General features: G+C 62.8%; 25 protein-coding genes and 1 pseudogene. 19 read left to right on the top strand and 7 right to left on the bottom strand.

Annotated elements, in window-relative coordinates; genetic code table 11:
* Nucleotides 1-3: 3 nt before the first annotated feature.
* The 19 genes from K307_RS38390 to K307_RS38300 all read left to right on the top strand — a co-directional run bounded on the left by K307_RS38390 (nucleotide 4) and on the right by K307_RS38300 (nucleotide 21249).
* Nucleotides 4-357, top strand: coding sequence for a head decoration protein (locus tag K307_RS38390; RefSeq protein WP_042886306.1), 354 nt, complete (start codon nucleotides 4-6; stop codon nucleotides 355-357).
* Nucleotides 358-390: 33 nt separating this feature from the next.
* The gene (locus K307_RS38385) at nucleotides 391-1434 is read left to right on the top strand and encodes a major capsid protein (protein WP_042886305.1); all 1044 of its coding nucleotides are present in this window, start codon (nucleotides 391-393) and stop codon (nucleotides 1432-1434) included.
* A 1-nt stretch (nucleotide 1435) separates the two neighbouring features.
* Nucleotides 1436-1747, top strand: a complete 312-nt coding sequence (locus K307_RS48690; protein WP_042886304.1) for a hypothetical protein — start codon at nucleotides 1436-1438, stop codon at nucleotides 1745-1747.
* Nucleotides 1747-2475 (top strand): phage tail protein, encoded by a 729-nt coding sequence (locus K307_RS38375; protein ID WP_042886303.1) that lies wholly within the window; start codon nucleotides 1747-1749, stop codon nucleotides 2473-2475. Before K307_RS48690 ends, K307_RS38375 begins: the two co-directional genes overlap by 1 nt.
* A complete protein-coding gene (locus K307_RS38370; protein ID WP_042886302.1) occupies nucleotides 2468-2920 on the top strand; it encodes a hypothetical protein in 453 nt (150 codons plus the stop codon). Before K307_RS38375 ends, K307_RS38370 begins: the two co-directional genes overlap by 8 nt.
* Before the next feature lie 84 nt (nucleotides 2921-3004).
* Nucleotides 3005-3772 carry a hypothetical protein gene (locus K307_RS38365; RefSeq protein WP_042886300.1) on the top strand — a complete coding sequence of 256 codons (768 nt, stop codon included), beginning with the start codon at nucleotides 3005-3007 and terminating at the stop codon, nucleotides 3770-3772.
* Between the two features lie 99 nt (nucleotides 3773-3871).
* On the top strand, nucleotides 3872-7672 hold the full coding sequence (locus K307_RS38360) for a tape measure protein (RefSeq protein ID WP_042886299.1): 3801 nt from the start codon (nucleotides 3872-3874) through the stop codon (nucleotides 7670-7672).
* Entirely contained in the window at nucleotides 7669-8067 is a 399-nt protein-coding gene (locus K307_RS38355; protein WP_042886298.1) for a hypothetical protein, read from the top strand. The genes K307_RS38360 and K307_RS38355 overlap by 4 nt, the downstream gene beginning before the upstream one ends.
* Entirely contained in the window at nucleotides 8068-11733 is a 3666-nt protein-coding gene (locus tag K307_RS38350) for a hypothetical protein (RefSeq protein WP_042886297.1), read from the top strand.
* 9 nt (nucleotides 11734-11742) lie between these two features.
* Nucleotides 11743-12957, top strand: coding sequence for a hypothetical protein (locus K307_RS38345; protein WP_042886296.1), 1215 nt, complete (start codon nucleotides 11743-11745; stop codon nucleotides 12955-12957).
* Between the two features lie 9 nt (nucleotides 12958-12966).
* Nucleotides 12967-14148 carry a hypothetical protein gene (locus tag K307_RS38340; protein ID WP_155301349.1) on the top strand — a complete coding sequence of 394 codons (1182 nt, stop codon included), beginning with the start codon at nucleotides 12967-12969 and terminating at the stop codon, nucleotides 14146-14148.
* 9 nt (nucleotides 14149-14157) lie between these two features.
* Complete coding sequence (locus K307_RS38335; protein ID WP_042886294.1) at nucleotides 14158-16887, top strand: DUF2341 domain-containing protein; 2730 nt, start codon at nucleotides 14158-14160, stop codon at nucleotides 16885-16887.
* A complete protein-coding gene (locus K307_RS38330; protein WP_051975372.1) occupies nucleotides 16884-17288 on the top strand; it encodes a hypothetical protein in 405 nt (134 codons plus the stop codon). The genes K307_RS38335 and K307_RS38330 overlap by 4 nt, the downstream gene beginning before the upstream one ends.
* A complete protein-coding gene (locus K307_RS38325) occupies nucleotides 17285-19195 on the top strand; it encodes a hypothetical protein (RefSeq protein ID WP_051975371.1) in 1911 nt (636 codons plus the stop codon). Before K307_RS38330 ends, K307_RS38325 begins: the two co-directional genes overlap by 4 nt.
* Complete coding sequence (locus K307_RS38320; RefSeq protein WP_155301348.1) at nucleotides 19179-19409, top strand: hypothetical protein; 231 nt, start codon at nucleotides 19179-19181, stop codon at nucleotides 19407-19409. The genes K307_RS38325 and K307_RS38320 overlap by 17 nt, the downstream gene beginning before the upstream one ends.
* Nucleotides 19410-19482: 73 nt before the next feature.
* The gene (locus K307_RS38315) at nucleotides 19483-19953 is read left to right on the top strand and encodes a hypothetical protein (protein WP_042886292.1); all 471 of its coding nucleotides are present in this window, start codon (nucleotides 19483-19485) and stop codon (nucleotides 19951-19953) included.
* Entirely contained in the window at nucleotides 19950-20507 is a 558-nt protein-coding gene (locus K307_RS38310) for a lysozyme (RefSeq protein ID WP_080745373.1), read from the top strand. The genes K307_RS38315 and K307_RS38310 overlap by 4 nt, the downstream gene beginning before the upstream one ends.
* 74 nt (nucleotides 20508-20581) lie before the next feature.
* Nucleotides 20582-20761: a hypothetical protein gene (locus tag K307_RS38305; RefSeq protein ID WP_042886291.1), complete on the top strand. Its 180-nt coding sequence runs from the start codon at nucleotides 20582-20584 to the stop codon at nucleotides 20759-20761.
* 110 nt (nucleotides 20762-20871) lie between these two features.
* Nucleotides 20872-21249 carry a DUF4124 domain-containing protein gene (locus K307_RS38300; RefSeq protein WP_196251646.1) on the top strand — a complete coding sequence of 126 codons (378 nt, stop codon included), beginning with the start codon at nucleotides 20872-20874 and terminating at the stop codon, nucleotides 21247-21249.
* 185 nt (nucleotides 21250-21434) lie between these two features.
* Here K307_RS38300 and K307_RS38295 read toward each other — a convergent pair whose 3' ends face one another.
* The 7 genes and pseudogenes from K307_RS38295 to K307_RS38265 form a co-directional block, all read right to left on the bottom strand.
* Nucleotides 21435-21899: a hypothetical protein gene (locus K307_RS38295; protein WP_042886288.1), complete on the bottom strand. Its 465-nt coding sequence runs from the start codon at nucleotides 21897-21899 to the stop codon at nucleotides 21435-21437.
* A pseudogene (locus K307_RS38290) lies at nucleotides 21899-22255 on the bottom strand (SOS response-associated peptidase family protein); the annotation flags it as partial. The pseudogene K307_RS38290 and the gene K307_RS38295, both read right to left, overlap by 1 nt.
* A gap of 346 nt (nucleotides 22256-22601) precedes the next feature.
* Nucleotides 22602-24116: a hypothetical protein gene (locus K307_RS38285; RefSeq protein ID WP_042886286.1), complete on the bottom strand. Its 1515-nt coding sequence runs from the start codon at nucleotides 24114-24116 to the stop codon at nucleotides 22602-22604.
* A 19-nt stretch (nucleotides 24117-24135) separates the two neighbouring features.
* Nucleotides 24136-24579 carry a hypothetical protein gene (locus tag K307_RS38280; protein ID WP_155301347.1) on the bottom strand — a complete coding sequence of 148 codons (444 nt, stop codon included), beginning with the start codon at nucleotides 24577-24579 and terminating at the stop codon, nucleotides 24136-24138.
* A gap of 441 nt (nucleotides 24580-25020) precedes the next feature.
* Nucleotides 25021-25380, bottom strand: a complete 360-nt coding sequence (locus tag K307_RS38275; RefSeq protein ID WP_051975367.1) for an SOS response-associated peptidase family protein — start codon at nucleotides 25378-25380, stop codon at nucleotides 25021-25023.
* Nucleotides 25381-25456: 76 nt separating this feature from the next.
* Nucleotides 25457-26083: a hypothetical protein gene (locus tag K307_RS38270; RefSeq protein WP_042886284.1), complete on the bottom strand. Its 627-nt coding sequence runs from the start codon at nucleotides 26081-26083 to the stop codon at nucleotides 25457-25459.
* Complete coding sequence (locus K307_RS38265; protein ID WP_155301346.1) at nucleotides 26076-26414, bottom strand: hypothetical protein; 339 nt, start codon at nucleotides 26412-26414, stop codon at nucleotides 26076-26078. The genes K307_RS38270 and K307_RS38265 overlap by 8 nt, the downstream gene beginning before the upstream one ends.
* Nucleotides 26415-26584 lie beyond the last annotated feature (170 nt).

Below are 26584 nucleotides of genomic sequence, written 5' to 3'. Positions count from 1 at the left end.
GTCATGCCTCAAATCTTCACCGAAGGCTTGCACACGGCGGAATTCCTGCTCTCGGAAGCCGAGGGCTCGTACAGCCGTGAACAAGTCACCCTCGCCGCCAGCGCCGGCGCTCTGTCGTCCGGGCAACTGCTCGGCAAGGTGACCGCAACGGGCAAGTATGTCCCCTACGCCGACGGCGCGACCGACGGCTCGCACGTTGCCGCGGCGATCCTCTACGCACCGGCACCGGACCTGACCGTCGATCAGGAGGTTACCGTGATCGTCCGCGCTTCGGAGGTCGCATCGTACGCGCTGGTCGGCCTGGATGCCCCGGCCCGCGCAGATCTGGCAACGGCCGGCATCGTCGTCCGCGACTAAGCGGAACCCCACCACACCACAGGAGATCTGCAAATGCCGGCACTCGATATTTTCCAAGGCGACGCTTTCGGCGTCGTCTCGCTGACCAAGGCCATCAACGACGTGCCTTTCCAGCCGAAGCGCCTTGCCCAACTGGGCTGGTTCGCTGAGGAAGGCGTCTCGACCACCTCCATGATGATCGAGCGTCAAGGCACGAACATCAGCCTGGTAGCCGCAGGTTCGCGCGGAGCCCCCGCCAAGCCGGTCGGTGCCGACAAGCGCCAACTGGTTGCGGTGCCGTCGGTCCACCTGCCCCAGCGCGCCACCATCAACGCCGATGAGGTGCAGAACGTTCGCGCGTTCGGCAGCGAGACGGACGAGGAATTGGTGACCAATATCGTCAACAAGCGCCTGTCGAAACTGCGCCGTAATATCGACGCCACGATCGAGTATCAGCGCATGGGCGCCCTCAAGGGCCAAGTGCTCGATTCCGACGGCTCGCTGCTGCTCGACCTGTTCCAGGTCTTCGGCTTGAGCAAGACTGCGCTAGCCCTCGCGTTGAACGTCGATGCGACGAAGCTGCGTTCGAAGGTCGTCGGGGCGAAGCGCACGATGGAACAGAAACTCGGTGGCCTGGAGTACAGCGGCATCCGCGTGCTGTGCTCGGCTAGCTTCTTCGACGCCTTCGTCGACCATCCGGCCGTGCAGCGTGCGTACGACAACTTCCAGGACCGTGCGATGCTGCAACAGGACTTGCGCGGCCCTGGCGCCAATAACGGCGCAGGCGGCGGCGGCGGCGCTCCGAGCGGCGGCTTCATGTGGGCTGGCGTGGTGTGGGAGGAATACCGCGGCAAGGTCGGCTCCACCGACTACATCGCCGACGGCAAGGCCCACATGGTGCCGGAAGGCGTGCCGGAACTGTTCAGCACCACGTTCGTGCCCGCCGACTACATGGAGACGGTGAACACGCTGGGCCTGCCGTACTACGCGAAGCAGGAGATGCTGGATTTCAACAAGGGTGTGGAAGTCGAGGCGCAGTCCAACCCGATCCACCTCTGCACCCGCCCCGACGCGATCGTCGAGCTGTCGATCTCGTAACGTGGCACTGAGCGCGTTCCAACGCCTCTCGGACCGCATCCTCGCTCGACTGGGTGAGGATGCGGTTCTGCGTGGTACCGATCCGTGTCGCGTCAACATCGAGTTCAACGTTGAGGTGGTCGGTACGGACGGGCAGATGTCGTTCGCCCGAGCGGTGGTGACATGCCAGCGTTCCCTGCGCCCTCAACGCAACGAATCACTGGCCCTTGTCGACGCCGACGGGGTGCCCATTCCAAACCAGTCCTACCTCATCGACTCCCCAGCGTTCGAGGACAACGGCTACACCGCGCGCTACGTACTGCGGAGGGCGTGATGGCTGGCCGTTCATCCGCTTTCTCCGTCACGGTAGATACCGTCAGGTTGGACGAGGTTGCCAGTTCGCTGTCCCGCCTGGACGATGCCACGCTCGGCCGCGCGGCTGTCACGGCGGTGAACACGGTCGTGCAGACGGCGTTCGCCGACGCCAAAGCGAAGATGAACGCTGGCATAAACCTGCCGGACAGCTATCTCGATGAGCGCATGGCGATCGAGCTGGCCACCGACCCGGCGAAGCCGACAGCGCGGATCCTCGCGCGCGGGCGCCTGACGACGCTGACGCAGTACGGCGCGCAGCAGTTGACGCGGCCCGTCAAGTTCTCGAACGACTCAATCGCGCCCGGGAAGATGGGGCGCAACCCCCGCAAGGCCGGTTCGCTGCTGCCGTGGAAGCTCCGCGTGGGCAACCCGGCGCTCGGCATTCCGGTCGGCATGAAGCAGGACGGGATCTCGGTCGAGGTCACGCGCGGCGGGCGCAAGCCAATCACCAGCGTGCAGTCGTTCTTCGTCCGGGGGCGCAGCGGCAACCTGCTCGTGATGACACGCAAGCCCGGCACCTCCGGGAAGAAGCGGGGCGACCTGAAGGCGCTGTATGGCCCGTCCGTCTATCAGTTGTTCCGTGCGGCACTGGACGAGACGTTCCTGAACGACGTTGCGGACCGCCTCGGAAAGACGGTGGTCACGCTCACGGCAGACGAACTGAAAAAGGCTCTTGGAAATGAGTAAGGCAAGCGACATCGCGCTCGAACTTAGCAACCGCGTCGCCCGGATCACGAAGGCGAACGGGTTCAACACCGACATCGGCCAGCGGGTGTTCCGCGGGAAGCGCGCGTTCAGCGAGGAAGACTTGCCGTGCCTGGTGCTGGTCGAAGGCAACGACACGCCGCAGGACGACGCATTGACTGCAATGGTGGTAAGCCAGCGGTACGTGTTCGAGGCGCATACCGAATGCGACCCGGATCACCCGAATGACGCCGCGCACCTGGTCATTGCGGACCTGAAGCGTGCCATTTTCACCGGCGAGCCGAAACACGGGATGCGCCTGAATGGCAAAGCAAAGGGCATGACTTACAAGGGGCGTGTGATCGGTGCCCGCGAGGACGGAGCACCCACCGTATTCGCAGGCATCCATATTGACGTGCTCTACGTCGAGGATCTGACGAGCCCTTAACGAAATTCATCCGCAGGCACGGCACGCTGCGAATCGCCATAGTGCTGACGTGCCAGTGCTGGCCCAACTCTCTGGAGAACATTTATGTCCGCAGCTCGTGGCTTTATCGGCGCTGGCGACCTTTACATCGCGCGCTACAACACCACCTCCGCTATATTTGACCCCTTCAAGGGCCCGTATGAGGCGAAGAAGTTCGAGATCAAGCCTGCCGTCGACATCAAGGACAACACGTCCCGCGGTCGTAACACCTACGGTCAGATTCTCGAAACCGTCACGCTCCCGAAGCCGACCGAGTTCACCCTGGAACTGGCGGAGGTGAACCGCGAAGGTCTGACGACTGCGCTGCTCGGTACTGACAGCGACATCAACACCGCCGCAGGCAGCATCGCTGACGAAGCGATCACCGCCAAACTCGGCGCCTGGGTGGAACTGTCGAAGCAGAACTTCCAGCAGGCCGGCTTCCTGGTGAAGAACACCGCCGGCTCGACCACCTACGTGCTCGGTACCGACTACGAAGTGAACTGGCGCATGGGCTGGATTCGCGCGCTGGTTGGCGGTGCCATCACCGACGCTCAGGCGCTGAAGGTTACCGGCAATACCAACGCCGTGACCGGCACGCTGATCCGCGGCTCGACCAATGCGCAGATCCGCGCTCGCCTGCGCCTGGATGGCATCAACTTCGCCGACAACCTGCCGGTGATCGTTGACGTGTACGAAGCCGTGATCGCATCGAACTCCGCGTTCGACTTCCTGCAGAACGACTTCGCCACCGTCAATCTGCCGGGTCGTCTGAAGACTCCGGTGGGCAAGACCGAGCCGTACACCGTCAAGCTGCTCGACAGCGCCGCCTAATAGCGCGCTGCGCTCGCCCCGGCGCGTTCGCTGCCGGGGTGCTCAGGGGAGGGCGCTGACGCTCCCCTGTCACCACTCCACATCTCGCGTAGGGCCCACATGGCAGATAATAACCGCGACGTTTCCCTCCAGGTTACTGCCACAACGGTTGGCGGCGAGGAAATCCGAAAGCTGTCCGGCATCGTTCACGACCTTGCAAAGCAGGGTGGGGACGCTGCGCCCGAATTTGAGAAGCTGGCGGCCGAGATCGACAAGCTCGCGGGCCAACAGGCCGCGATCGAAACCTTCACCGAACTGAAGGTTGCCGTCGACGAACTGGCGACGGACCAGCAGAAGGCGAAAGACGCCGCAGGCGCGCTTGGCAAGGAACTGTCCGACCTGGCTGGCACGACCGCCAAGTTCAAGGAAGCCGAGCAGCAGGCCACGGTAGAAGTGCGTGCGGCGCAGCAGGATCTCGCCGCCAAGCGCGACGCGCTGGCCCGGCTCAAGGTTACGACCGACGACGCTGCCAAAACCGAAGCCGAGTACAAACTGGCGGTGAAGGACGCGCAACTGGCCGTGCTTGATGCACGCGCCGCGCTGAACGAGAAGCGCGCCGCGATGCAGGCAGCGCACCAGGCTGCCCGTGATGCCGCCGAAGGCGAGAAGCAACTGGCGTCGCAGTCGAAGCTCGCCAACGCCGAGGCCGCTGCCGCGACGAAGGAGCTCACCCGCCGCACCGCCGCGCTGAGTGAGTCGCGCGAGGCGCTGCAGGCCGCCGGCGTCGCTACAGAGGACATGGCGCAGGCGCAGGGCACGCTCGGGCGCGCGTTCGCGGAGACGGTCGGTGCGATCGAGCAGCAGCAGGCCGCCGTGGTCGCGCTGCGCCAGGCTGAAGCAGACGCCGCAGAGCGTAAGCGCGCCGCCCTGGCTGAAGAAGATCGCCTGACCACTCTACAGATCAACAACCGCTATAAGCTGGGAGCCGCAGCGCGCGAGCAACTGGATGCCGAGCGGCGCCAGTACGCCGAGTCTCAAGCCTTGGCGAAGCAGGCCACCGACGCCAAGATCGCTACGGAGCAGCGGTACCAGCAGTTCGTTCAGAGCTCCGCGCAGGCGCGTAAGGCGCTCGATGATGCGTTTGCCGTGACCGGCGTGCGGTCTGCGCAATCAGTGCGGCTGGAGATTGATCGGGTCACTGCGGCCCTGCACCTGCTGGCGAACGACGCTTCGGTGTCTGGCGAGGAGTTCGATCGCGCGTTCACATCCGGTAAGCGCCGCATCGAGGAACTGAAGAAGTCGCTGGAGGACACCAGCGAGGCCGCCACCAAGACGGGGGGCGCGACGAAGTGGGTGGCTGATGGGATCAAGCAACTGGGCGCGGCCTACGGCACGTTCGAGCTCGCAAAGCGGTTCCTCGACGCGAACACCCAACTGGAGTCGATGCGCCGCACTCTCGCCATCACGACGGGCAGCCTCACGGAAGCTGCCAGGCAGATCGAGTTCCTGCGCGAGACGGCGAACAAGTCGGGCATCGCCGTCGGCGAGATCTCCAATTCCTATCTGCGCTTCTCGGTGTCAATGCAGCAGGCCGGCATCGCGGCCAGCACGACCGAGGCTGTGTTCGCCGCAGTCATCCGCGCAACAGGCCAGATGGGGCAGGGGAGCGAGCGCGCCGCCCTGGCACTGGAAGCCCTTTCGCAGATGGCCGGCAAGGGTACCGTGTCGATGGAAGAACTGCGGCAGCAGCTCGGCGACAGCCTACCCGGCGCGCTGAAGGTGGCTGCCGACGGCATGGGCCTGTCGGTCAAGCAACTGACCAAGATGACTGAGGCCGGTCAGATCATGGCCGCCGACATGCTGCCCGCCCTTGCTGAGCAGTTGACCAAGACGATGGCCAAGGGTACCGAGGACGTCGAGGGGTTCCAGGCGACGTGGGCGCGCCTGAAGAACACGATGACCCTCGCGTCGCAGACCATCGGCGACACCGGGGCGATGACGGTCCTGACGACCGCGCTGCGTGCCCTCGGGGTGGTGGCCGGCTCGGTGATGATGGGTGTCTCGACGACGCTCGACCTGGTGTTCACGGCGGTCAAACAGACTGCGACTCTCACCGCGGGGGTCATCAACGGCGACATCAAGGGTGCGTACAAAGAATCGGGCGTGCTGTTCGATCAGATGATCGACCGGCAGGCGAAGCTCGGCCGCGCCCTGGAGCAACTAGCCGGCGGTGGCGACCAGGTGGCGGACTCGCAGCGCAAGGTGGGTACGGCGGCACAGCAGGCCGGCTCGCAGGCGCAGGGGGCAGCGACTGGCATGGCCGCGAACGCCAAGGCCCACACCGACGCCGCTGCGGCTGCCGGCGGGAACGCACAAGCCCAATCTGGAGCGGGCTCGGCCGCTGTTCAGGCGGGGCAGCAGGCCGCCGGCGCGGCACAGGGCTGGTACGCGATTCAGGCTGCTTACGTCGACGTGAACAAGCAGGCTGAGGCCAATACGCTCATCTCGGAAAAGCTCGCCCAAGCGAAGAAGCACGAGGGCGAGGCTGCCGTGCAACTGGCCCACATCGCCGGCAACGAGATCGAGATGCGGCAGGTGGCAGTGCGCGCTGCGGAGGGTGATGAAGTCGCGCTGCAGCGGCTCTCAGCAGCACGCCAGCAGGAGGTGATCTACCTCAAGGCGCAGGCCGAGTCCCTGATTATCGCTGCTGGCGGGTCCGAGAAACTGCGCGACGACCAGAAGGAGCAGATCAAGACCCTGCAAGACCTGATCGACAAGAAAACCGCCGAAGCCGAGCGCGCGAAGGTGGCCGGAGACGCCGCAGCGATCGAGACGCAGGCCCGGCGCCTGGCCGCTGAGACGTACAAGGACAACGCTGCGCGCTTGGGGGAACTAAAGACCGCCGCCGAGGCAGCCGCTTCCGAACTGTCCCGGATGCGGTCGCAGGAGGTCGACACTGCCGAGTCGCACGCGAACGTCGCCAAGGCCGCCGCCGACGCTGCCTACGCCGAGGGTCTGTACCGGGATGCCCTGTCGGACACCGCCCGTTCGGCCGAGCGCAAGGTCGCCGTTCTGCGCCAGGACGCCGCTGAGACGGAGATCGGCATCCGCGCAAACCTCGCGCACTACAAGACGATGGAGCAGCAAGCCCTGATGTACGGGCGTATCGGCGAGGCGCAGGAGTACCAGATCCGCCAGAAGCAGATCCAGATCGACGGGGTGCGCAAGCACATTGAGGCGGTCGAGGTCGAGACGAAACAGACCATCGCGGCTGCCGAGGCGGATCGCACCGCCCTGGACGCGACCGGTCAACTGACGCCGGCCAAGCAGCAGGAGATCGAACTGCGCATCCGCAATGCTCAGGCCAAGCTCCAGGAGGCGCAGGCTGGCGAGGAACAAGTGCGGCAGTTGCAACTGGAAATCGACGCCATCCGCATGCGCAACACCGAGGCGACGAACGCACAGCGCGTTGACGCGGCAGGCGGCTCGCGCCAGGGCGGCGGCAACGCGAACCCTCACATGGTGACTGCCTCGCAGAACGACGCCATTGCGTCGCTCGTGGAGAAGCAGACCCGCGGCACGCTCGGCGCGGATGACCTGAAGACGGCGCAGGCCGCGTTCGACGCAGCCAACTTCAACCGCAACGTGATGCAGCAGTACAGCGGCAAGGGTATCTACAGCTTCGAGGGTATCCGCAGCATCGAGACGGCATACAACCAGTCTCGCAACATCCTCGAAACCGTGCAAGGGCTGCAGAAGAAGCAGGATGCCGGCACTCCGAAGGCGGCTGCCGCCAAGACCGTCAATATCAACCTGAACGGCAAGAATACCCCCGTCAACGTCGCAAGCGATGGTGACGCGCAAAACCTGACCGCAGTCATGCGGCAACTCGAAAGCCTCTCGGGGAGGTCCAACACATGAGCATCACCCTGGCGGTCGGCGCCACGTCCGTCGACCTGTCGCCTGACTTGTACTGGTCGGACGAGAACATGTGGGCGCCGGTCGAGCAGACTGCGCAGCGCACGATCACCGGGGCGCTCATTGTCAGCGCCGCCACCCGCATCGCCGGCCGCCCGATCACCCTGGAGCCGGCGGACGACGCGAGCGGCTGGATGAACCGGGACGTGATCGACCAATTGCGAAATTGGGCCGCAGTCGCCGGACAGCAGATGACTCTTACACTGCGCGGGCAGGCTCGCCTGGTGATTTTCCGGCACCACGACGGCGCCGGGCTCGAAGCCCACCCGGTCGTCCACTACAGCGACGTGGTTGACGCGGACTTCTACCTCGCCACCCTGCGGCTAATGGAGATTTAAGTGCCCATCCAATCCGGCGACATCAAACTAATGCAGTCCGAGGTTCTGCTTGACACTGATAACGGTGGCGGGCGGATCACGGCGAACGAGGTTGTCGACGGTGCCTCGAACAACCTGTTCCCCGACGTGTCGGAGCTGGACCGCACGTACGGCCGGATCTCGCTGCGCAAGGCTTTCCCGTCGGTGCAGGTGACTGGCACCGATACCTACCTCGGCGCGCATGCCATCGTGCTCAAGGCACCTGACGACCCCAGCGTGTCGGTGACGATGTTCAGCACCAAGAGCTGGACCGACCACCGCAGCGACGCGGCCAACAACGTGCAGTCGTACCTGGCGAAGTCGGTGAAGTGGCCGGGCCAACTGCTCGGCAATCAGTTGCAAGGCCAGCGCAGCATCCAGTTGCTGCTGAAGATCGGCGATGCTACGCCCAAGGTCGGACAAACGCTGGTCCTGGTGCAGAACGAGGGCCTGACCACCGAGTTCAGCCAGTACGTGCGCGTGCAGACCGTGACCAGCGTCAACCGTGAGTTCACACTGCCGTCGGGCTACAAGTGGACCGGCGTGATGGTGACCTGCACGATCAGCTCCCAGTTGCTCTACACGTTCAACGGCCCCGATCCGAGCCCCTACGACACCACGGCGTCCAACCAGGCGATCTGCCGCGACACCATCGTCGCCAACGCGGCCAACTATTACGGCGTGGCGCCGCTGACGCAGCAGGCCAACCCCGGCGACGTGTCGGTGACGGCCAGCACGATCTTCTCGCAACTGGTACCGAGCGCGCAGCAGCAGATCCCGCTGACCAACCTGAACGCGGCCGGCAACACCAATCCGGCAGTGCAGTCGGGCACCACGCTGCAGCAGCAGACTGTATCGGTGTCGGGCTCCTACCCGCAGACGATCTACGTGCCAACCGCGATCAAGCCGGGCACGCTGGTGTTCGGGCCCACCAATGACGACGGCACCGGCAACTTGGTGCTCACGGCGTCGGGCGTGGTGGTCGGAACGGTGTCGTATGCGACGAACACGGTGCTGCTGTCGCAGAGCATGGGGCAGACCGGCAACGTGACGATGACCTGGATGCCGGCTGGCGTGCCGATCATGGCGATGAACACCGCTACCATCGACATCGACCAGACGAACCGGGTCAACGTGTTCGTGCAGCGGCTGTACCCGGCCCCGGCGCCACGCCGGCTGCAGGTCGCCTATATGTCGCAGGGTAACTGGTACACCCTGACCGACGTGGGTGGCGGCAGCATTGGCTCGCTCAAAGGTAGCGACCCGAGCATCGGCGTCGGCACGGTCAACTACGCGACCGGCGACGTGACGCTGACGCTGGGCAGCCTGCCGGATGACTCATCGGCGATTCTGTTCGCCTGGGCCAGCGCGCCGCAGTATTTCAACCGCTCGAACACCGCACCGCTTGCGCCGTACGTGAGTTTCCTCATCACGCCGAGCGACAACACGCAGCAACTGGTGATGAGCACGGTGACCGTGACCTGGCTCAAGCTGCCGTCGGGCACGAATACGGCCACGCTGAACGTGAGCACGCAGCAATTCTCGGGCGACGGCACCGGCTACATCCGATGGGTCAACGGCCAGTACGAGATCCGTCTGACGCCCAATGCGGTGCCGGCCGGCGGCACGGTGTTCACGCTGAACTACAACCTGGGCGCCAAGAAGACGCAGCACTTCACCGCGCCAGCGCGCGACGGCAACGGCAACCTGAACCTGACGCTGAACGACCAGAACATCGTGCCCGGCACGGCCAAGGTCACCTGGAACGTCGTCATCAGCGACTACAGCGTGATCTCGCAGGTGCCGGCGCAGATGCAGTACTTCAAGATTGACCCGTACATCACCGCGCAGGCCGACGGCGCTGGCAACCTGAAGCGTTACAACGCGGACGGCACCAGCACGGCTGTGCCCAATGGCGCGGTGAACAACACGGCCGGTACGATCACGTTCAAGCCGGATATGACGGTCAGCCTGCCGCAGCCGCAGTATTCATCGCAGCGTATTGGCTACATGAAGAACGCGAACGGCTTCGGCATCAACATTGCCGAGCCGGTCTATCAGAACGCGATGACCGGCATCACGTACTACAACGCCGCAGCGACCTACCCGAACGACCTGAGTGGTTCGGTGGACGTGGAGTACATGACCAGCCAGGGCACGGCACAGCAGCAGCAAGTGACGCTCGCGCAGTGGGGTTGTGACCTGACCTACCTCTACAACGAGCCAGTGGTGCCGGGCTCGGTGATGTTCACCTGGGGCGGCAAGACGTTCTACGACGGCAACGGCAACGGTTCGCTCTACACGGACTTCAACCCGAGCACGAACGGGGGCACCCTGGCCGGTACGATCAACTACGCCACGGGCGAGATGGTGCTGACGAACTGGACGCCTGGTGCCAGCAACGCCATCGTGCTTGCGTCGCTGCTGACCAAGGTCACCGGGCAGCCGGTGGACTTCGTGAGCTTCCGTATCCCGCAGGCGCCGGTGGTGACCGGCTCGCTGCAGATCCAGTACAGCCCGCTGACCGGCGGCACGGCGACCGTAACAGCCAACGCCGACGGCACCATCACGGGCACGAACGTGCTCGGCTCGGTCAACTACCAGACCGGCGTGGTCAACCTGCGCTTCGGCCAGCGGGTGACCGCTGCGGGCAACGAGAGCGCGATCTGGTACAACGCGGCGGCGGTCGGCACCGACGGCAAGATCCTCAAGCCGTACCCGGTGTTCGCCGACACGATCACGTTCAATGCGGTCGCCTACAGTTACCTTCCGCTGGATAGCTCGATCCTCGGCCTGGACCCTGTGCGCTTGCCGTCCGATGGCCGCGTGCCGATCTTCCAGAAGGGCTACGTGGCGGTCATCCACCACACGGCCAAGCAAGCGGCCACGCCGAGCAACGGCCTGGTGGTCAATGTCGGCCGCGTGCGCGTCGCCGCGATGCGCGTGATCGACAGCAGCACGCCGAACCCGGTCGTGATGGACCCGACGATGTACACGACCGACCTGGACGCCGGCACGCTGACGTTCGGCCCGACCGTGAGCACGGCCGGCATGGTCGCACCGATCTACGTCGAGAACCGCGTCGAGGACATGGCGCTGCTGTCGGACGTGCAGATCACCGGCAAGCTGGCGTTCACCAAGCAACTGACGCACACCTACCCGGCCACCGAGTCGAAGGTCAGCTCGGCGCTGATCTTTGGCGATCTGCAGGCGCGGGTGTCGCTGAACTTCACGCAGCCCACCTGGGCCTCGGCGTTCGCCGACACGGTGTCGGGCGGCTCGCCCAGCTCGAACTACAACCTGACCAGCTACCCGATCCTGCTGACCGACAAGTCGGCGATCCAGGAGCGCTGGGCGCTGGTGTTCACCGATGCCAGCAGCTTCCGCATCATCGGCGAGTCGGTCGGCCAGATCGGCACGGGTTCGGTCAACGCCGACATCGCTCCGGTCAATCCGGCGACCGGACAGCCGTATTTCACGCTGCGTTCAGCCGGTTGGGGTGGTGGTTGGGCGGCCGGCAACGTGCTGCGGTTCAACACCGGTGCGGCGAACTACCCGATCTGGTTGGCGCGTACGGTTTTGCAATCTAGTGCAACGGGCCAGTCGGACAGCTTCCGCCTGCAGATCCGTGGCGACGTTGACGCATAAGAGGACACGATGCCAGGCGTATTCCCGAAACTACTGACCTCGCAGGACTACGGCGCACCGACGCTGGGCGCGACCGCCGGCAACCTGCTCGCGGTGCTCGACGCCTGCCTGCTCAACGGCTATGGCAGCCGGCCGGTGTCGTCTATCTCGGTGTCGGGAACCACCGCGCAGGTGTTCGTCGGCAGCGGACACGGCCTGATGGCAGGTCAGGTGATCCTGATTTCCGGCGCCAACGAGAGCCAGTTCAACGGCGAGTTCAAGATCACGGCGATTGGCCAGACCAGCGTCACGGTCACCGTGGCGTCGGGCTTGCCCGCCAGTGCCACCGGCACCGTGGTGTTCAAGATGGCGCCGCTGGGCTGGACCAAGCCGTTCTCGGGCACCAACAAGGCGGTGTACCGTACCGCCGCGACGATCAATACGGTCGGGTTGTATCTGCGGGTCGACGACAACCCGACCGCGCTGGGGTTCGCCAACCGCGTCGCGCAGGTCACGGCCTACGAGATGATGACCGACGTGGATACTGGCTTCTACCCGGTGCCGCGTCCGGCCCAGAATGTGCTGAACTGGCCCAAGTCGGACGGCACCGTGACCAACGGCGGCCTGCGCAACTGGGCGATCTACGGCGACGACCGCTTCTTCTACTTCTGGGTCAATCCCTGCGCCGTTCAGAGCCTGACCATGAATGGCGTGACGATGGGCTTCGGCGATCTGGACGCCCAGCAGACCATGGACGGCTACGGCGCCATCCTGTCAGGATTCACCATTGACATGTCGAGCTATAGCTCGATCAACTCCGGTGACCTGGCCTACTCAATACCCAGTGGCACGACCGGCTATGTGCCGCGCCCACCCAACGGCATCGGCTCCCCCCAGCAGATTGGGCACGTGTCCCCCGGAACGGTCTCGGCCAGTGTCTCTGGCAGCCTCACCGGCCCGTTTGGCTGGCCGGATGCCTGTACCGGGGGTTTCTTTCTGAACAACGTGATGGTCCCCGCCGGTAGCGGGCTGCGGGGGTGGCTGCCGGGGATGTACCACATCCTACAGCCTCTGCCGACGGGCTCGGCCAACGCGGTGATCCAGCATCTTGCACAGATTGACGGCATGCGCCAGTTGGTCGGCAAGAAGCTGGCCTTCATGTCCGCTGGTAGCCCGAACGCCGCCACCTATATCGGATGCGGCTACTTCTTCGACCTGACCGGCCCGATTCGGTCCTTCAACTGAGCGAGCATCATGTCCAACGTAGTGAGGTTCATGCACGGCGATATGGCGGGGGCGTCCACCGTGTACGGCAACGCCGGCGGGTTGATTCCGATGCTCGACGCTTGCCTGAAAGACGGTTGGGGTCAACAGACCTTGTCGTCGTTGGTGGTCGCAGGCGGCGTCGCCACGGCCACCTTCGGCACCGCCTTCCCGTTTGAGGTTCAATCGGTGGCCCTGATCGCCGGCGCCACGCCGGCCGGACTCAATGGCGAAAAGAAGGTGCTGTCGATCACCGGCAACACGGTCACGTTCGACGCCACCGGCATCTCGGACCAGACCGCAACCGGCACCATCACCGCCAAGATGGCACCGCTGGGCTGGTCGAAGGTATTCTCGGGCACGAACAAGGCGGTGTACACCTCGACCGCCCCCGCCTATTCGGGCGGCTACCTGCGTGTCGATGACACCGGAACGCTGAATGCCCGGGTAGTGGCCTACGAGGGGATGTATGACGTGGACACCGGCGTGAACCCGTACCCGACCGCCGCGCAGGTGTCTGGCGGCCTGTACTGGGGCAGGTCGAGCGCCGCCGATGCCACCACGCGCAAGTGGTTCCTCGCCGGGGATGATCGAGGGTTCTACCTGTGGCTGGCGCCGCAGACGGTGGTCGGTGGTGTCAACGGCATCTCCCAGTATTTTGGTGATCTGCTCGCCAAGAACACCACCGACAAGTTCATGTCAACGATTAATGGCGGGGTGGCCAGTAATGTAGCCATGGCCTCGTCAGTGTTGTCTGATCTGGGGTACAGCAACACCAATGCCGCTTCGACCCCGAACGGTATCTTCATGCCACGCGCCACCACCGCACTGGTAGGGGCACTCGCCATGACCAAGCAGTGCGCGTTGACGCCGATCAACGCTAACTACTCTGGCCTGAACATCAATGGCTTCCTGACGTACCCGAACGGCGGGGACAACGGCCTGCTGCTCAGTCCAACCGTGGTGTATGGCGGCAACTCGCTGCGGGGCACGCTGCCCGGGTGGTATATGTCGCCACAGAACATATCCGCTTATTTCTCGCACCGCGACGTAGTACCCGGCACTGACGACTACCCGAACAAACGGTTCGTCGCGCTGCGGCACGCGCCGCCCGGGGACGGCGGCTCGAACTTCGGCTTCGTGTTCATCGACGTATCTGGACCTTGGCGCTAAGGAGTCACTGTGGCAGATCCATACATCGACAATGTGGCGTTGCTGTCCCACTTCGAGAACGTCTACGGCAGCGCCACCGCTATTTGGGACAGTTCCAAGTACCTTACCGGCATGTTTTCGGGCTGCGTCGGTACGACCGCCATGAGCAGTGTGCAGGCCAAGTTCGGCACCACATCGCTGAAGACCGGCAGTGCCAACGGCAACTACTGGCGCTACCCGCCCGGCAGACTGCTGGACTTCGGCAGCGCCGACTTCACCGTGGAGTGCTTCGTCTGGCCGGTGTCACAGGGCACCGACTACGGCGCGATCATGGGGCGGTGGGATGACGCCACGCCGGCCAATCAAGACTGGCTGGTAGCGCGGGCCGCCAACGGGGCGGTCAATGTTTCAGTCGGCGGCGTGCAATTGATTGCAGGCAGTGCAGGCGACCTGCCCACCGGGGCCTTCGCTCACGTCGCCCTGACGCGGCAGGGCAACACGCTGACGGTGTGGATCAACGGCGTCGCCAAGGGCACGGGCACGATTTCAAGTGCAATCAGTTGCAGCTTGACCCAGCCCTTTACGCTGGGGCAGTCGAACTTTACCGCCGGCTCCACTTTCTTGGAGGCGTACTACGACGAACTGCGCCTCACTTTGGGGGTGGCGCGCTATACCAGTGGGTTCTCGGCACCCTCCACGCAGTTTGACGACTGGTTGTTTGTTGCCGTGCTGCTGCACTTCGATCAGAAGACGGCGGGCAACAGCCTGCAATGGATCGACTCGTCACGTTCCGGTCGGCTCATGACCAGTTCCACCGCCACCCCGGTAGCCCTGTCCGCCTCCCCGGCCAAGTTCGGCTCGTCAGGGTTCTTCGGCGGCAACACCTACCTGAACACCCCTGACGCCCCGGAACTGGCAGTCTCGAACTACGATTTCTGCGTCGAGGGGTGGTTCTACCCGACTACGGTTGCGGCGGGCACGACGGTGCTGGTGTCGAAATACAATGCGAGTGGGGCGGCCGCCTTTCGGATTCTCCGTGTCGGCAATCAGGTGCAGGGCCAAGCGTCTACCAACGGCTCCAGTTACACGCAAAGCATTGGGCCGGCAGGCACGCTGGTGGCCAACACTTGGTATCACGTCGCGCTGGTGCGCTACGGCACGACCCTCACTTTGTACCTCAACGGGGTGTCCGTGGGCACGGCAACGTTCACCGCCGGGCAGCAGGTATGGGGCACCGCCAACCCCCTGTATTTCGGGGGAGAGCCGTCTACCTTCTTCTTCACGGGCTACCTCGATGAATGGCGCATGGTGGTCGGCTCGCCGGTGTACTACGGCGCCTTCACCCCGCCGTCCGCCCCCTTTGCCGACCCTGCGTTCTCGCGCCGTACGTACAGCAACGTGCTGCCGATGTATGCCTACACCAAGCTGCCGTCCTCCCCTGTAACCGGGCCGCAATCCGTCAAGGGACACAAGGGCTACGCAGGCCAGACCGACCAGACCTGGGGTGGCAGGGGCCGGGTCGCCGGACAGACCACAGTGAACAACACCCCGACGCCGCAAAAGGTTCGGCTGATCGAGGAAGGCAGCGGACTGGTGCAGAGCGCTTGGTCTGACGCCAGCGGCAATTACGTGTTCGATAACGTCAACGAGAGCTACAAGTATCAGGTGCTGGGCCGCGACTACTCGAAGACCTACAACGCGGTAGTGCAGGACATGGTGACGCCGGTGCTGATGCCGCTATACAGCAGCTACCCGTCCGAGACCATCGCCAAGCTCCGCCGCAAGATCACCATGCCGCAGGCGGTGGGGTTGGGCACGAACCACGCGGTGCTGGTGCGCATCGGCGAGAGCCCACTGGCGATGAGCCAGACCTTCCAAGGGACTAACACCGCGCTGGCGGCGGATGTGGCACTGATGCTGAAGACGTTCCCGACCGCGAAGGGCGACTACACCGCCGATATTGCCTTCACCGACCTGGCCGGCAACAGCCTGCCGTACTGGCTGGAGCGGGTGGTCGGCACCACGCCGAACCGTACCGCGTTCTACTGGGTGAACCTGGGCGGCCAGAACCTGGACAGCGGCAATGCGCAGTTCTCCGTGGTGTACAACACCGTGACGCCGGTGGCGAGCAGTGGTGCGGCGGCGTTCCCGCTGCTGTTCGATGACTTCGATCTGGCTAACGGGGCGGTGCCCGACTCCAAGTGGCTGCGTTACAACGATTCCGGCGGCTTCGTCACCTGCAATGGGGCCTCGGTAGTGGCCGTACAAGGCCGTTCGGCTTTTGTGGAACTGCGTTCGTCCGCCTCGTTTAATTCCGGCGTGGAGGTCATTGCGAGGTACAACAACATCGCCACTTCTGGCGGCAATGGAGCCGGCAACACCGACCGGGCCTTGGGTTTTGTTACCGGCACGCAGGCAAGCCCCTCCTTCGAGTTGGTGCTGGACTCGCCGCAGCCACGCCTGACTCAGTCCCGTTTGGCGATCAATAATGAGGCAGACAGTGCCACCACCGGCGACTTCTCCCCGAAGAAGGCCAGCGGTCGGGTGCAGTTGGGTTGGGGAGCCGACGGCAATGCGCAACTCATCATTGACGACGTACTGCTGAAGACCCGGACTGGAGTGTCTGCGTCGTCAGCGCAACTGCTCATGGCCCGCACTTGGGAAAGCAACCAAAGCAGCACCATCGACTACGTGATGGTGCGCAAGTATGTCGCCAACGCACCGGCCCTGATCATCGGCTATGAGGAACTCGCCCCATGACGCTCGCCCTTTCGACCACGGTGATCGCCAACCGCCTGAAGGCACTGACCACCGCCATCGACGGCGGTGGCGCGGCGGGCGTGCTGAACATCTATAGCGGCACCCGGCCGGACACCGGCGCGGCGGTAACCACGCAGGTCAAGCTCGCGGCGCTGCCGTTCGCCTACCCGTCGGCCGGCACGATCTCGGGCATGACGCTGCCGATCTTGGTCGGGGCGTCGCAGCTGGCGCTGAAGACGGGTAACGCTACCTGGGGCCGGATCGTCGCCAGTGACGGAACATTCGTCGCTGATATGGACGTAGGCGCTGAAGTAGTGTTGACCTCAAACGGGCAGCCTACCACCCAACTCTATGAGGGCGGCGATGTGTCAATGTCGGTCGGATCGCTGGTTGAGGCGTGAGCAACGATCTGAATTTTCATAAGGCTTACACCCCGCCTGCGGGCGGGCATGTAGACCTTAATTTCTCTCTGAACCCCGACGGCGTTCCGACGATCATCGCGGTTCAACTAACCACGCACGCGCCGACGCTGCAGATTGCCGTCACGGCAGAGAAGGCCAAGCCGGTCGAAGCTGCCCTGACGATGACACTGCACACAACGCAGACGCTGCACGTTCAGGCCAACTACGACAACCGCGTGTTCCGCGGGCCGAGCCACGCCACGAACGCGGCCTACCAGGACGGGGCGCACCTCAAGCCTGGTAAGACACAGCGCTACGAGAACGCGATCAGCCTGAAGCCCGTGCGCGCCGAGCCGTGGCAGGACGGTCGCCGCCTGGAGGCAAGCAAACTGCAGGACTGGCAGCAGGCAGCCAGGCAGCGCGCCATCACGAAGCTGCCGTACCAGGCGGCCGCGCCGCTTGACCGCGCCCTGAAGTCGCCTTTTGAGTACGCGCCGCACATCAAGGTCAGCGCCGGAAACCGCTGGCAGGAGGCCGCGCCGCTGAAGCGGATGGAAGTCTCGCCGTTTGAGAACGGCCGACCGGTCAAGCCCGTGGTGAAGGAGCGCCATCAGGAGGCCAAATCGGTCTATCGCCGCATCAGTGGCTACTTCCAGCCGGGTCGGCGTGCCCCGCACACGACTAAGGTGCCTTGGCAGGAGGCTAAGCGCCCGGCCTATGGTCACGAGCAGATCGTGGTTCCGCCGTTCACTCCGCCGTTCGAGGGTGATACGGACCTGAACTTCGTTTGCCCGTGGCTGGATTACGCCGGCGACGACATCCGCCTGAATTTTGCCAAGTATCAATGTGACGAGGAAAAGCCGCCGGAGCCTGGCGAAACCGTCATCGTTCCCGTCAAGAGGGTCTATATCGTGTTGAACACTGTGATGCTGCGCCGCGTTGACGGCAATGTCGAACTCCCGACCTTTTCGCTCTCACTGAGCATCGACGCCGACTCCTGGACGTGGGGATTCAACGCGGCGCTGCCACCAGAAACACTGGGCGCTATCGAGCCCGGATCTGATGGCACGCCGGTTGAACTGGAGGCCGTCATCAACGGCACTGGCTACCGCGTGCTGGCCGAGCAAATCAGCCGTGATCGCACGTTCGGGCGCTCGGCCATCCGTGTGAGCGGCAAGGGTAAATCGGCCATCCTCGGCGCCCCGTACGCGCCTGTGCAGAACTTCAGCAACTCGACCGCGCGCACGGCGCAGCAACTGATGAACGATGCGCTCACCATCAATGGGGCAAGCATCGGCTGGACCGTCAACTGGGCGCTCACCGACTGGCTGGTACCGGCGGGCGCCTGGTCGCATCAGGGCACCTACATCACGGCGCTGAACCAGATTGCGGGCGCGGCCGGTGCCTATATCCAACCGCACCCGAGCCAGAAGGCGCTGACCGTGCTGGCGCGCTACCCGACGGCGCCGTGGAACTGGAGCTCGGTTACGCCGGACTTCGAACTCCCTGCCGACGTGACGACGCGCGAGTCGATCGAGTGGCTGGAGCGGCCCCGCTACAACCGCGTGTTCGTCAGCGGTGAGGGGCAGGGCGTGCTCGGCCAGGTGACCCGCGGCGGCACGGCTGGCGACATCCTCGCCCCGATGGTGACCGACGCGCTCATCACGCACGTCGATGCCGCGCGTCAGCACGGGCTGGCAGTCCTCGGCGACACCGGGCGCCAGGCGCATCTCGCGCTGCGGCTGCCGGTACTGGCCGAGACGGGCGTGATCACCCCGGGCAAGTTCGTGCGGTACGTCGATGGCGGCTTCACGCGCCTCGGCATCGTGCGCAGCACCAGCGTCGACGTGAGCATGCCCGAAGTGTTCCAGACGATCGGAGTGGAAACCCATGTCGCTACTGCGTAACCCCTACAAGGTACTGCTCGGGCTGCTGCCCGACCCGCCGCTCCAAGTCGGTACCGTCCTCTCCATCTCGAACGGGGTGGCGACCGTCCAACTGCCTGGCGGCGGTCTGTTGCAAGCCCGCGGCGCCACGTCGCAGGGCGCGACAGTGTTCGTGCGCGACGGCGTGATCGAGGGTGCCGCCCCCTCTCTCCCTGTTCAAGTGATCGACGTCTAAGCGCAATTCGTCCGCAGGCGACAGCGCGCCGCCCAGACTTACGGTGTCACCTGGACAACAACCGGAGGACACCATGTTCAGCGCAATCCTTTCCTTTCTCGGCGGCTCAGCCTTCCGGCTGATTTGGGAACAGATCAGTCAGATGTGGACCGCTCATCAAGAGCAGAAGCACGAACTGGAGCGCATGCGGCTGCAGGGCGAGCTAGACGCCGCAGCGCACGAGCGCAACCTGGCGTCGATCAAGCTGCAGGCCGATCTCGGCGTGAAGACGATCAACGTGCAGGCTGAAGCGGATCTCGCTCGCCTCGATGCGGCATCCTGGGGTCAGGCTGTCACCGCATCCATGAAGCCGTCCGGCATCTACATCGTCGACCTGTGGAACGGCATCATTCGCCCCCTGGCCGCCTCGATTGCCATCTACCTTTGGGTCGTCGCTCTGAACGCGCAGGGCTTCAAGATGGGCGAATGGGATCGTGAACTGGTCGGCGTGATCCTCGGCTTCTTCTTTGCCGTGCGCGTCATTGCGAACCGGGGTCGGGTATGAGTCTGCTGACCCGGTTCCTCTCGCTGTTCGAGCCGTCGGTCGTCGCAGCGCCCCCGCCCGGCATCCTGCCACCCCCGGTACCGGAACCCGTGCCGGCTCCGCGCGACTTCAACGCGGTTGCGATCGAGGTGGCGGCTGCGCTGGCCCGGCGCTTCGAGGGGCTATACCTGCGCCCCTACCTGTGCCCGGCAGGCGTACCGTCGATCGGGTATGGGGCGACCTACTACCCTAACGGGCGCCGGGTCACGCTGAGCGACGCACCGATCACCCGGGAGCAGGCCGAGGAAATGCTGCTGTGGATGGTGCGCACGGTCTACCTGCCGGCCGTGCTGAAGCTATGCCAGGGCATCGACACGCCCGAGCGCCTGGCCGCGATCATCGACTGGACGTTTAATCTCGGCGCGGGCAACCTGAAGGCCAGCACGCTGCGCAAGCGCGTGAACGCTGGTCGGTGGGCCGACGTGCCGGCTGAGATCCGGAAGTGGAACCGCGGTGGCGGGCGCGTGCTGCGCGGCTTGGTGCTGCGGCGCGAGGCAGAGGCTGTGCTGATCTAAAAGTGCCTTAAAGTGCACTCTGCGGAAAGGCGTATCATGAGTGCTCCGCGCACAACTTTGAAGAAGGATCGGCTATGGCAAGCGTCACTGTGCATGTGAAACTGAAGTATGAGGATCGCGTGAAGGAAATCGCAGCGATCGAAGCTGCGGAAGAAGGCACCGAACTGGTAATTAGGGCGGACGACGAACGGGTCGTTGCCCGCTTTTCACGAGGTCAGGTCGAGCACTGGTGGACGGAGCCGGGCGCTGAGTAGAGGTCTAAGACCTTGCCCCGGCCGCGCGCCGGGGTTTTGCTACGCTCGCCGTTCAAAGAACAAAAATGGGGTCAAACGTGCGAAAGATTGCGGGTTCGAGTGCGGTAGCCTTGCTGCTGGCCGCCAGCGCGTCGGCGCAGGTCAACCGCTGCGAGGTCGGTGGGCGCGTCGTATATCAAGACCAGCCGTGCGCCGGGAGAGGGGGCGCACTGGAAAAGCCGCAGCCCGTCGAGAAGGTGGACCCATCGTATGAAGGTCCGGGAAAGGCACTGTGCCTGGCCGATGCGCCGCGTCACTTCAAAGACCCCGACAGCCTGAAAATCGGCATCGTCTTCTACAGCGGCATCTTTCCCAGTCCGCAAGGGACGAGCCGGCGGTACACCTTGGCGATCAATGGCAAGAACAGCTACGGGGGCTACGCGGGCGAGAAGTTCTACCACTGCTACGTCAGTCTGGACGAGTCGCGGCTGCACTCGTTCGGGCAGTGACCAGCGCGCCCGAGTCGATCTTCACGCCGATCGCTCACGAACAAGCAACTGGTGGGCAAGGTGAAGCAGATGTCGACGCCGAGTGCGGACCGGATGTTAAAGGCGGAGCCGACGGGATTGCGCGGAGGGCTGGCAAACCAACTATCGAACGGGGGCGATGACTGATAGCCCTCAGTCCCACCCGACTAAACAACGCCGAGCCTTTGCCGCCAAAAGGCAATCACTAGGCGGGCCAATTCCAGCACATCAATCCTATCCGCATTGGTGAGGCCATTGTTTGGCTCCAGGAGGATGTGCACATCTTGCTCGACATATCCTGGCTCAAAGTAGCCATCGTCAACATAGCTCTCGTCCACAACACCCGAGACTAGGTTGTGGTGCTTTGCCGTCAACTCAAAGTGTTTGACTCCATCTGCGATGTGTCGGCATATCTTCAAGAGGGGGTGTTGATCGCGGCTATCCAACGCTCCCGCCCAGTCGGCGATGTGGTGTGCAGTGACGAAGAAATTGAAGGCAGCGTCCGCGCTTTGTGGGTTGTATTCGAGTGCCGCAAGGTCTCGCTCCGCCTTCGCGAACAAGTCCTGTGCTGTTCGGAGAGCAAGAAATCCGGTTTTCGATGGGGAGTAATGGGGAATGACTGGCTTGCTCATTAATTTTCCTTTCTGATTGGACTTCTCAGGGCTGGGGCGGCATCCATTAGCGTAGCAGGATAGGGCTGCATGAAGCTGCGCGCCCGCTCCGGATCCCGGCATGTCAGCCAGTCATCCCATTCCCCGCGCGGCACGATCACGACCGACCGCTTCTCCTTGCCTGGGGCGTGCATCCGGTTCATCAGCGGGTGCTTGTCCGCGTTCACCGTCAGCATGGTGAACGAGTAGGTTCCATCCGGCCAATCCCTCCACAAGCCGGCAATCCCAAACGCCGGCTCTCCCGGCAGCCAGATTTTGTACCGCGTGGACTTGGGCCCGGCCTCGTAGTTCGGCTCGTAGACGGCCGTGGCCGGTAACGGTAAGGTGCAGCCCATGGACGCGCACACCTCAAGGTACAACGTATGGACATCAGGGATGGATGGAGTTAGATCCCCCGACAGGCTCTTGCCGACCCACTACCGTCATTCGAAATGGCTCACTTTATGTGACAGCTTCAGTGCAGCAATCGGACGCTGGGAGCGATCCTTCAGCAGTGGCGGCGCATCCGTGCTCACGCGCGAAAACCGACGTGAGCATTGTCGTCCCGCTTGCCCTCCAAATAGATGCCATTGGCACGTCGCTGGAGGAAGTGATCGCACGCTGAATAGATGCCCCCCGGTGAGGGGCGGCCATCTATTCGAGCACCTGCGCAAAGCGCCAACGTTATTTCTTTACGGCAATAGGCGCGTCATCGCTTCCGGTCAGTTCGATCCACTTATCAGAGATGATCTTATTCTTCACAGTGGCGATGTTCGCAGCTGTATTTGGAGCCAAGCCCACGACCTTACGTTCGCCGGTACTCTTGAGCACAAACGTCTTTCGGTTGCCTGATTTGTCAACATTTGAATTGGTAATATTAATCCAGTGCCTGCGGTACCGGAGCCAGTCGATAGCCAGCAACCGCTTCTTAAGTTCTTCAAATGAAATGACCGGCTCTTTCTCTGGGTTTTCAGCTGCCGCCAAGGCCTCCGCAAACACAACCTCCTGAGATTTGAGCGCATTCTTAACAGTCATTGCGGCAAGGATGGGGGTAAGTTTGTCCGCTCGACTTTCAAAGTACGCAAATGCAATCGCTTTCAGTGCGAACGGCCACCCATGAACGTATAGGCGCCGGAATGTGTCCTGTTTGGGAGGTGTTGTGGCCGGCCATTGCGACGCGAAAACCTCATCGAGCAACTCAGTGAATTCACGGGCGAATGGTAACAAAGGTTCGACGTGGTAATGTTTCAGTTGCTCGGGCTTGAACCGATTGTTGGTAAGTGCCCCGAGGAGCATTTGCTCCATCGTGCTCAGGTCTACGATATTCGTGGTTGCCGTTTCCGATGTGCCGGTCGTTCGCCCATCCGCGATGCGGTTTTCGAAAACTGTATCCTTCGTCGCACGCAGTCGCAGGTCGCTAATCGGCTCAGCAGTATTCAAGCCAATTACGAGATTTCGATTTTTCTTGGATCCACGCCCATTCCGATCTGCAAAACTTTGCCCGGCCTTGCGCGCATCGACATTCAATTCGATTTCAAGTGTCAGGGACAGTCGATCGAGTGCACTCTTTTCGATCGCATCTGCTGTGTTTGCCACCGCAAACAGTGCCGCAGTTTGTGTTTGCCCGTCAGATTGCATTACGGGCGACTTGGGAAGGTACAGCGTACCGTACATTGCATTCGGATCTTCTTCATCAAAGGCAACGAAAACCGTTTTTGAAAATACCGCCTTCGATTGCCAACCGCTGATTATCGGCAAAAAGATTGGGCGAACCCCACTAATACCTTCGAGGATATATGTTTTAAACATCTCCTTGTTGGCAGCCTTTTGCCCTTTAAAATCGCTCTGGGTGAGCTTGTGGGCTTCCAGCATTTCAAGCGCATAGTAATTTTCTTTAGGCGGCTCTGCTGGATCGTATTTGACAATTTCGGTGAACAACTTCAGCGACGGATGGATCATTACGGTAATCCTCTGCTTCTCCGCTACTTCGGTCGCGACATAACCCTTGCGGCAGAGCGTGGCTCGGACGACAGTGTAGTCGCCATGTTGATGTTGGAACTCGTACTTATTATCATAATAGGCTTTATTCGCGTCCTTATCTGTTTGAGCACGGACGATTTTAAGGCCTTGATAATCAGGATCCGCGAAAATTTCATCGTTTTCGATGATGCTCGACTTGACTTGTGGGATATTGAGCATATTTAAGACTCCACGAAATTTATTTCAGACTTGGTATTTCAAGCACTGCCGGGTTGGTCAACAGAGATGGGACGTGTCCTGCGTTCCTTATCGCCCCCGGTAAACGGACCATCTCAATTCCAAGGTTATTCACCTCAATTGCCATTCGAATTTCATCCGGGAACTCGAACGCCGCGATAACTGAGCGCACCGTTCTATTGAAATTGAACTCAACTTTGGCGTGAGCCGTATACGCCATTATTTGTCCAATCGAACTGTAATCGGCTTCAATTTTGAATTCCCATTCGAAGATAACGTCGTGCTGATCCACAGTACGCAGATCTGCTCTTATCCTGCTCGTCTTATACGTTACTTCCCGTTGGGAAACCAAATGTCCTGGTTTATAGCGCTTCAGGTTTGCTGCGTAAAAATCCCGAATGTGGCATTCGAAGGCAAAGCCTTCCCTCGCATCTAGGTCGTTCATTTTTCTTCTTCGTTGTTCGAGTGAATGCAGTCTACGGAACTCCACATGAGATTGCAAGCGGAATCTTCGAGATTTCATTTTCCATCTCGAAAGCGACCGCGGTGTGCACGTGCCAGGTTGCGCCGGTTGGAAGACTTTTGTCCGCTGCCGCGGCGTAACAGCCATCGGCGTGTGGGCGGGGGGCTATGCCGGCGAGTGTCGGAAACTGGCCGGTCTCGGCCGGCTTGGGCCTGCGCGCCGAGCGGGGATCTTGTTCAAGGCATTGTCCGCGCTCACAGTCGGCACGGTCGAGTTGCTCGCGCCGATTGTCCAAGCGTGCTACAGGCTGGCCGTGGCGAACGCCGCCCGCGAAGTCAGCGCCAGCGCGCGAAGGACCTTGAGGTATGGACGCCATCATGGAATCCCCCTGCAAAAACCGATGGCGCTATGGACAGCGTCATTTCAGATCAAGGCCGCGCCAGCACTGCGAATTTTGGATGTCCATGCCATGGCAACTCGCCGGTAGGCCGGCACCAGGCAGAGCTGGCCATTCTTCCACGGCCCGCTGAAGCTGCGCTTCTCGCCAACTGTCTCCGAGCGGGCGTTCATGGTCGCGAAGGGGCGAACGTTCTCAGGCCAGCGGTCGCGGGGGATCATGCCGAAGGCGGCCAGGACGCTGTCGCGCCGGCCATCACCATCGGCGCGCACGATCGGCGTGGCATAGTCCGGCCAGGTCTCTGGCTTCCACTCGGCTGCCGGCGGCTCGACGCCGAAGATGTCCCGCAGGACCAGGCGCTGCACTGGGGCGTAGTTCGTGCACATGGTGCCTCCTGTCTTGGCAAAGTCTACAGTCCCTTCGGGGGGAAGGGCGCAGGAGCGCACCCCATGAGCCGCGACCTTACGGCTCCCGGTGAAACTTGGCCGCCAGGACAGCGCCGGGCCGCTTGATCTTGAGCCAATTCGACGACCGTCCCGCGGCGTACTCACTGACGGCGCGCTTGGCCACCACGCCCTCCAGACGTAAATCCAGCGCGCACTGATAGAGCCAAGCCCCATCCTCCTCGCTCTGCACAAACAGGACGCCATCTGGCTGTCCGCTCAATAGCTGGGCCAGCCGCCGCTTGCGCGCCTCGATAGGCTCGCCTCGGATGTCCTTCCCGCGATAGACCAGCAGATCGAAGACGCAGTAGACCACCGGATCCGCGCCGGGATACCAGCCGCGGCGCCGCGCGCGGGTGTGCAGACGATTGAAGTCAAATCGCCCGATGTCATCCAGCACGCAAACCTCGCCATCGAGGATGTGGGCGCCCAACGGTAGCGCGGACAAGGCTGAGACCACTTCCGGGAACCAGGTCGTCGCATCGGCACCGTTGCGCGTCTTCAGCGCCCGGGGCGAGGTGCCCGCCAGCATTCGATAGCCGTCATATTTGATCTCGTAGTGCCAGCTCCCGAGGGTCGGCAGGAGTTTGCGGTCCTCGGCCAGCATCGGCTCGACATCGCGCAAGGATAGAGGGGCATCACCCATCGCCAGGCTCCTTCTGCCGTCGAGTGTATTCGCTCACCCGGCGCGGCCCAAAGAACTCCAGATCCCAGGCCTGACGCTCCTTTATGCACGGCTCGCCCTCGATCTCACGTCGAAAGATGTCAAGAATGAACTGAGTCGTGGGTGCGTTCGCGCCCGTCATCGCCTCTTGCAACTGGTTGGCGCGGAGCAGCAGGAGGCGCAGCCGGTGGATCTCCCACAGCAAATCGCGCACTTCCGGGCACGGCCTTCGGAAGAAGAAGGCCCGCAGCTGGGCGGCTGTCAGCTTGGGGATCTGGTACCGACCGTCAGGGCCGACAGGGAAGTCTGGCATGGACGGATACTGTATAAATATACAGTATCGTAACCCAGCAAGCTCCACCGCGCGCCAGAAATTGAGGTGGCGCATGGCGCTCGCGCGGGGTACAATTTTTCCCACGGCACCCCTCAGACCCGCATGACTGCTTGTGAAAAATCTAGCTCTCGTGGGAAAAAATGAGGGAA

The organism is Cupriavidus necator A5-1, assembly GCF_000744095.1.
In the GTDB taxonomy this organism is placed as follows: domain Bacteria; phylum Pseudomonadota; class Gammaproteobacteria; order Burkholderiales; family Burkholderiaceae; genus Cupriavidus; species Cupriavidus necator_A.
The sequence above is the reverse complement of the archived record's forward strand: the minus strand, read 5'-3'. Positions and strand labels throughout refer to the sequence as shown.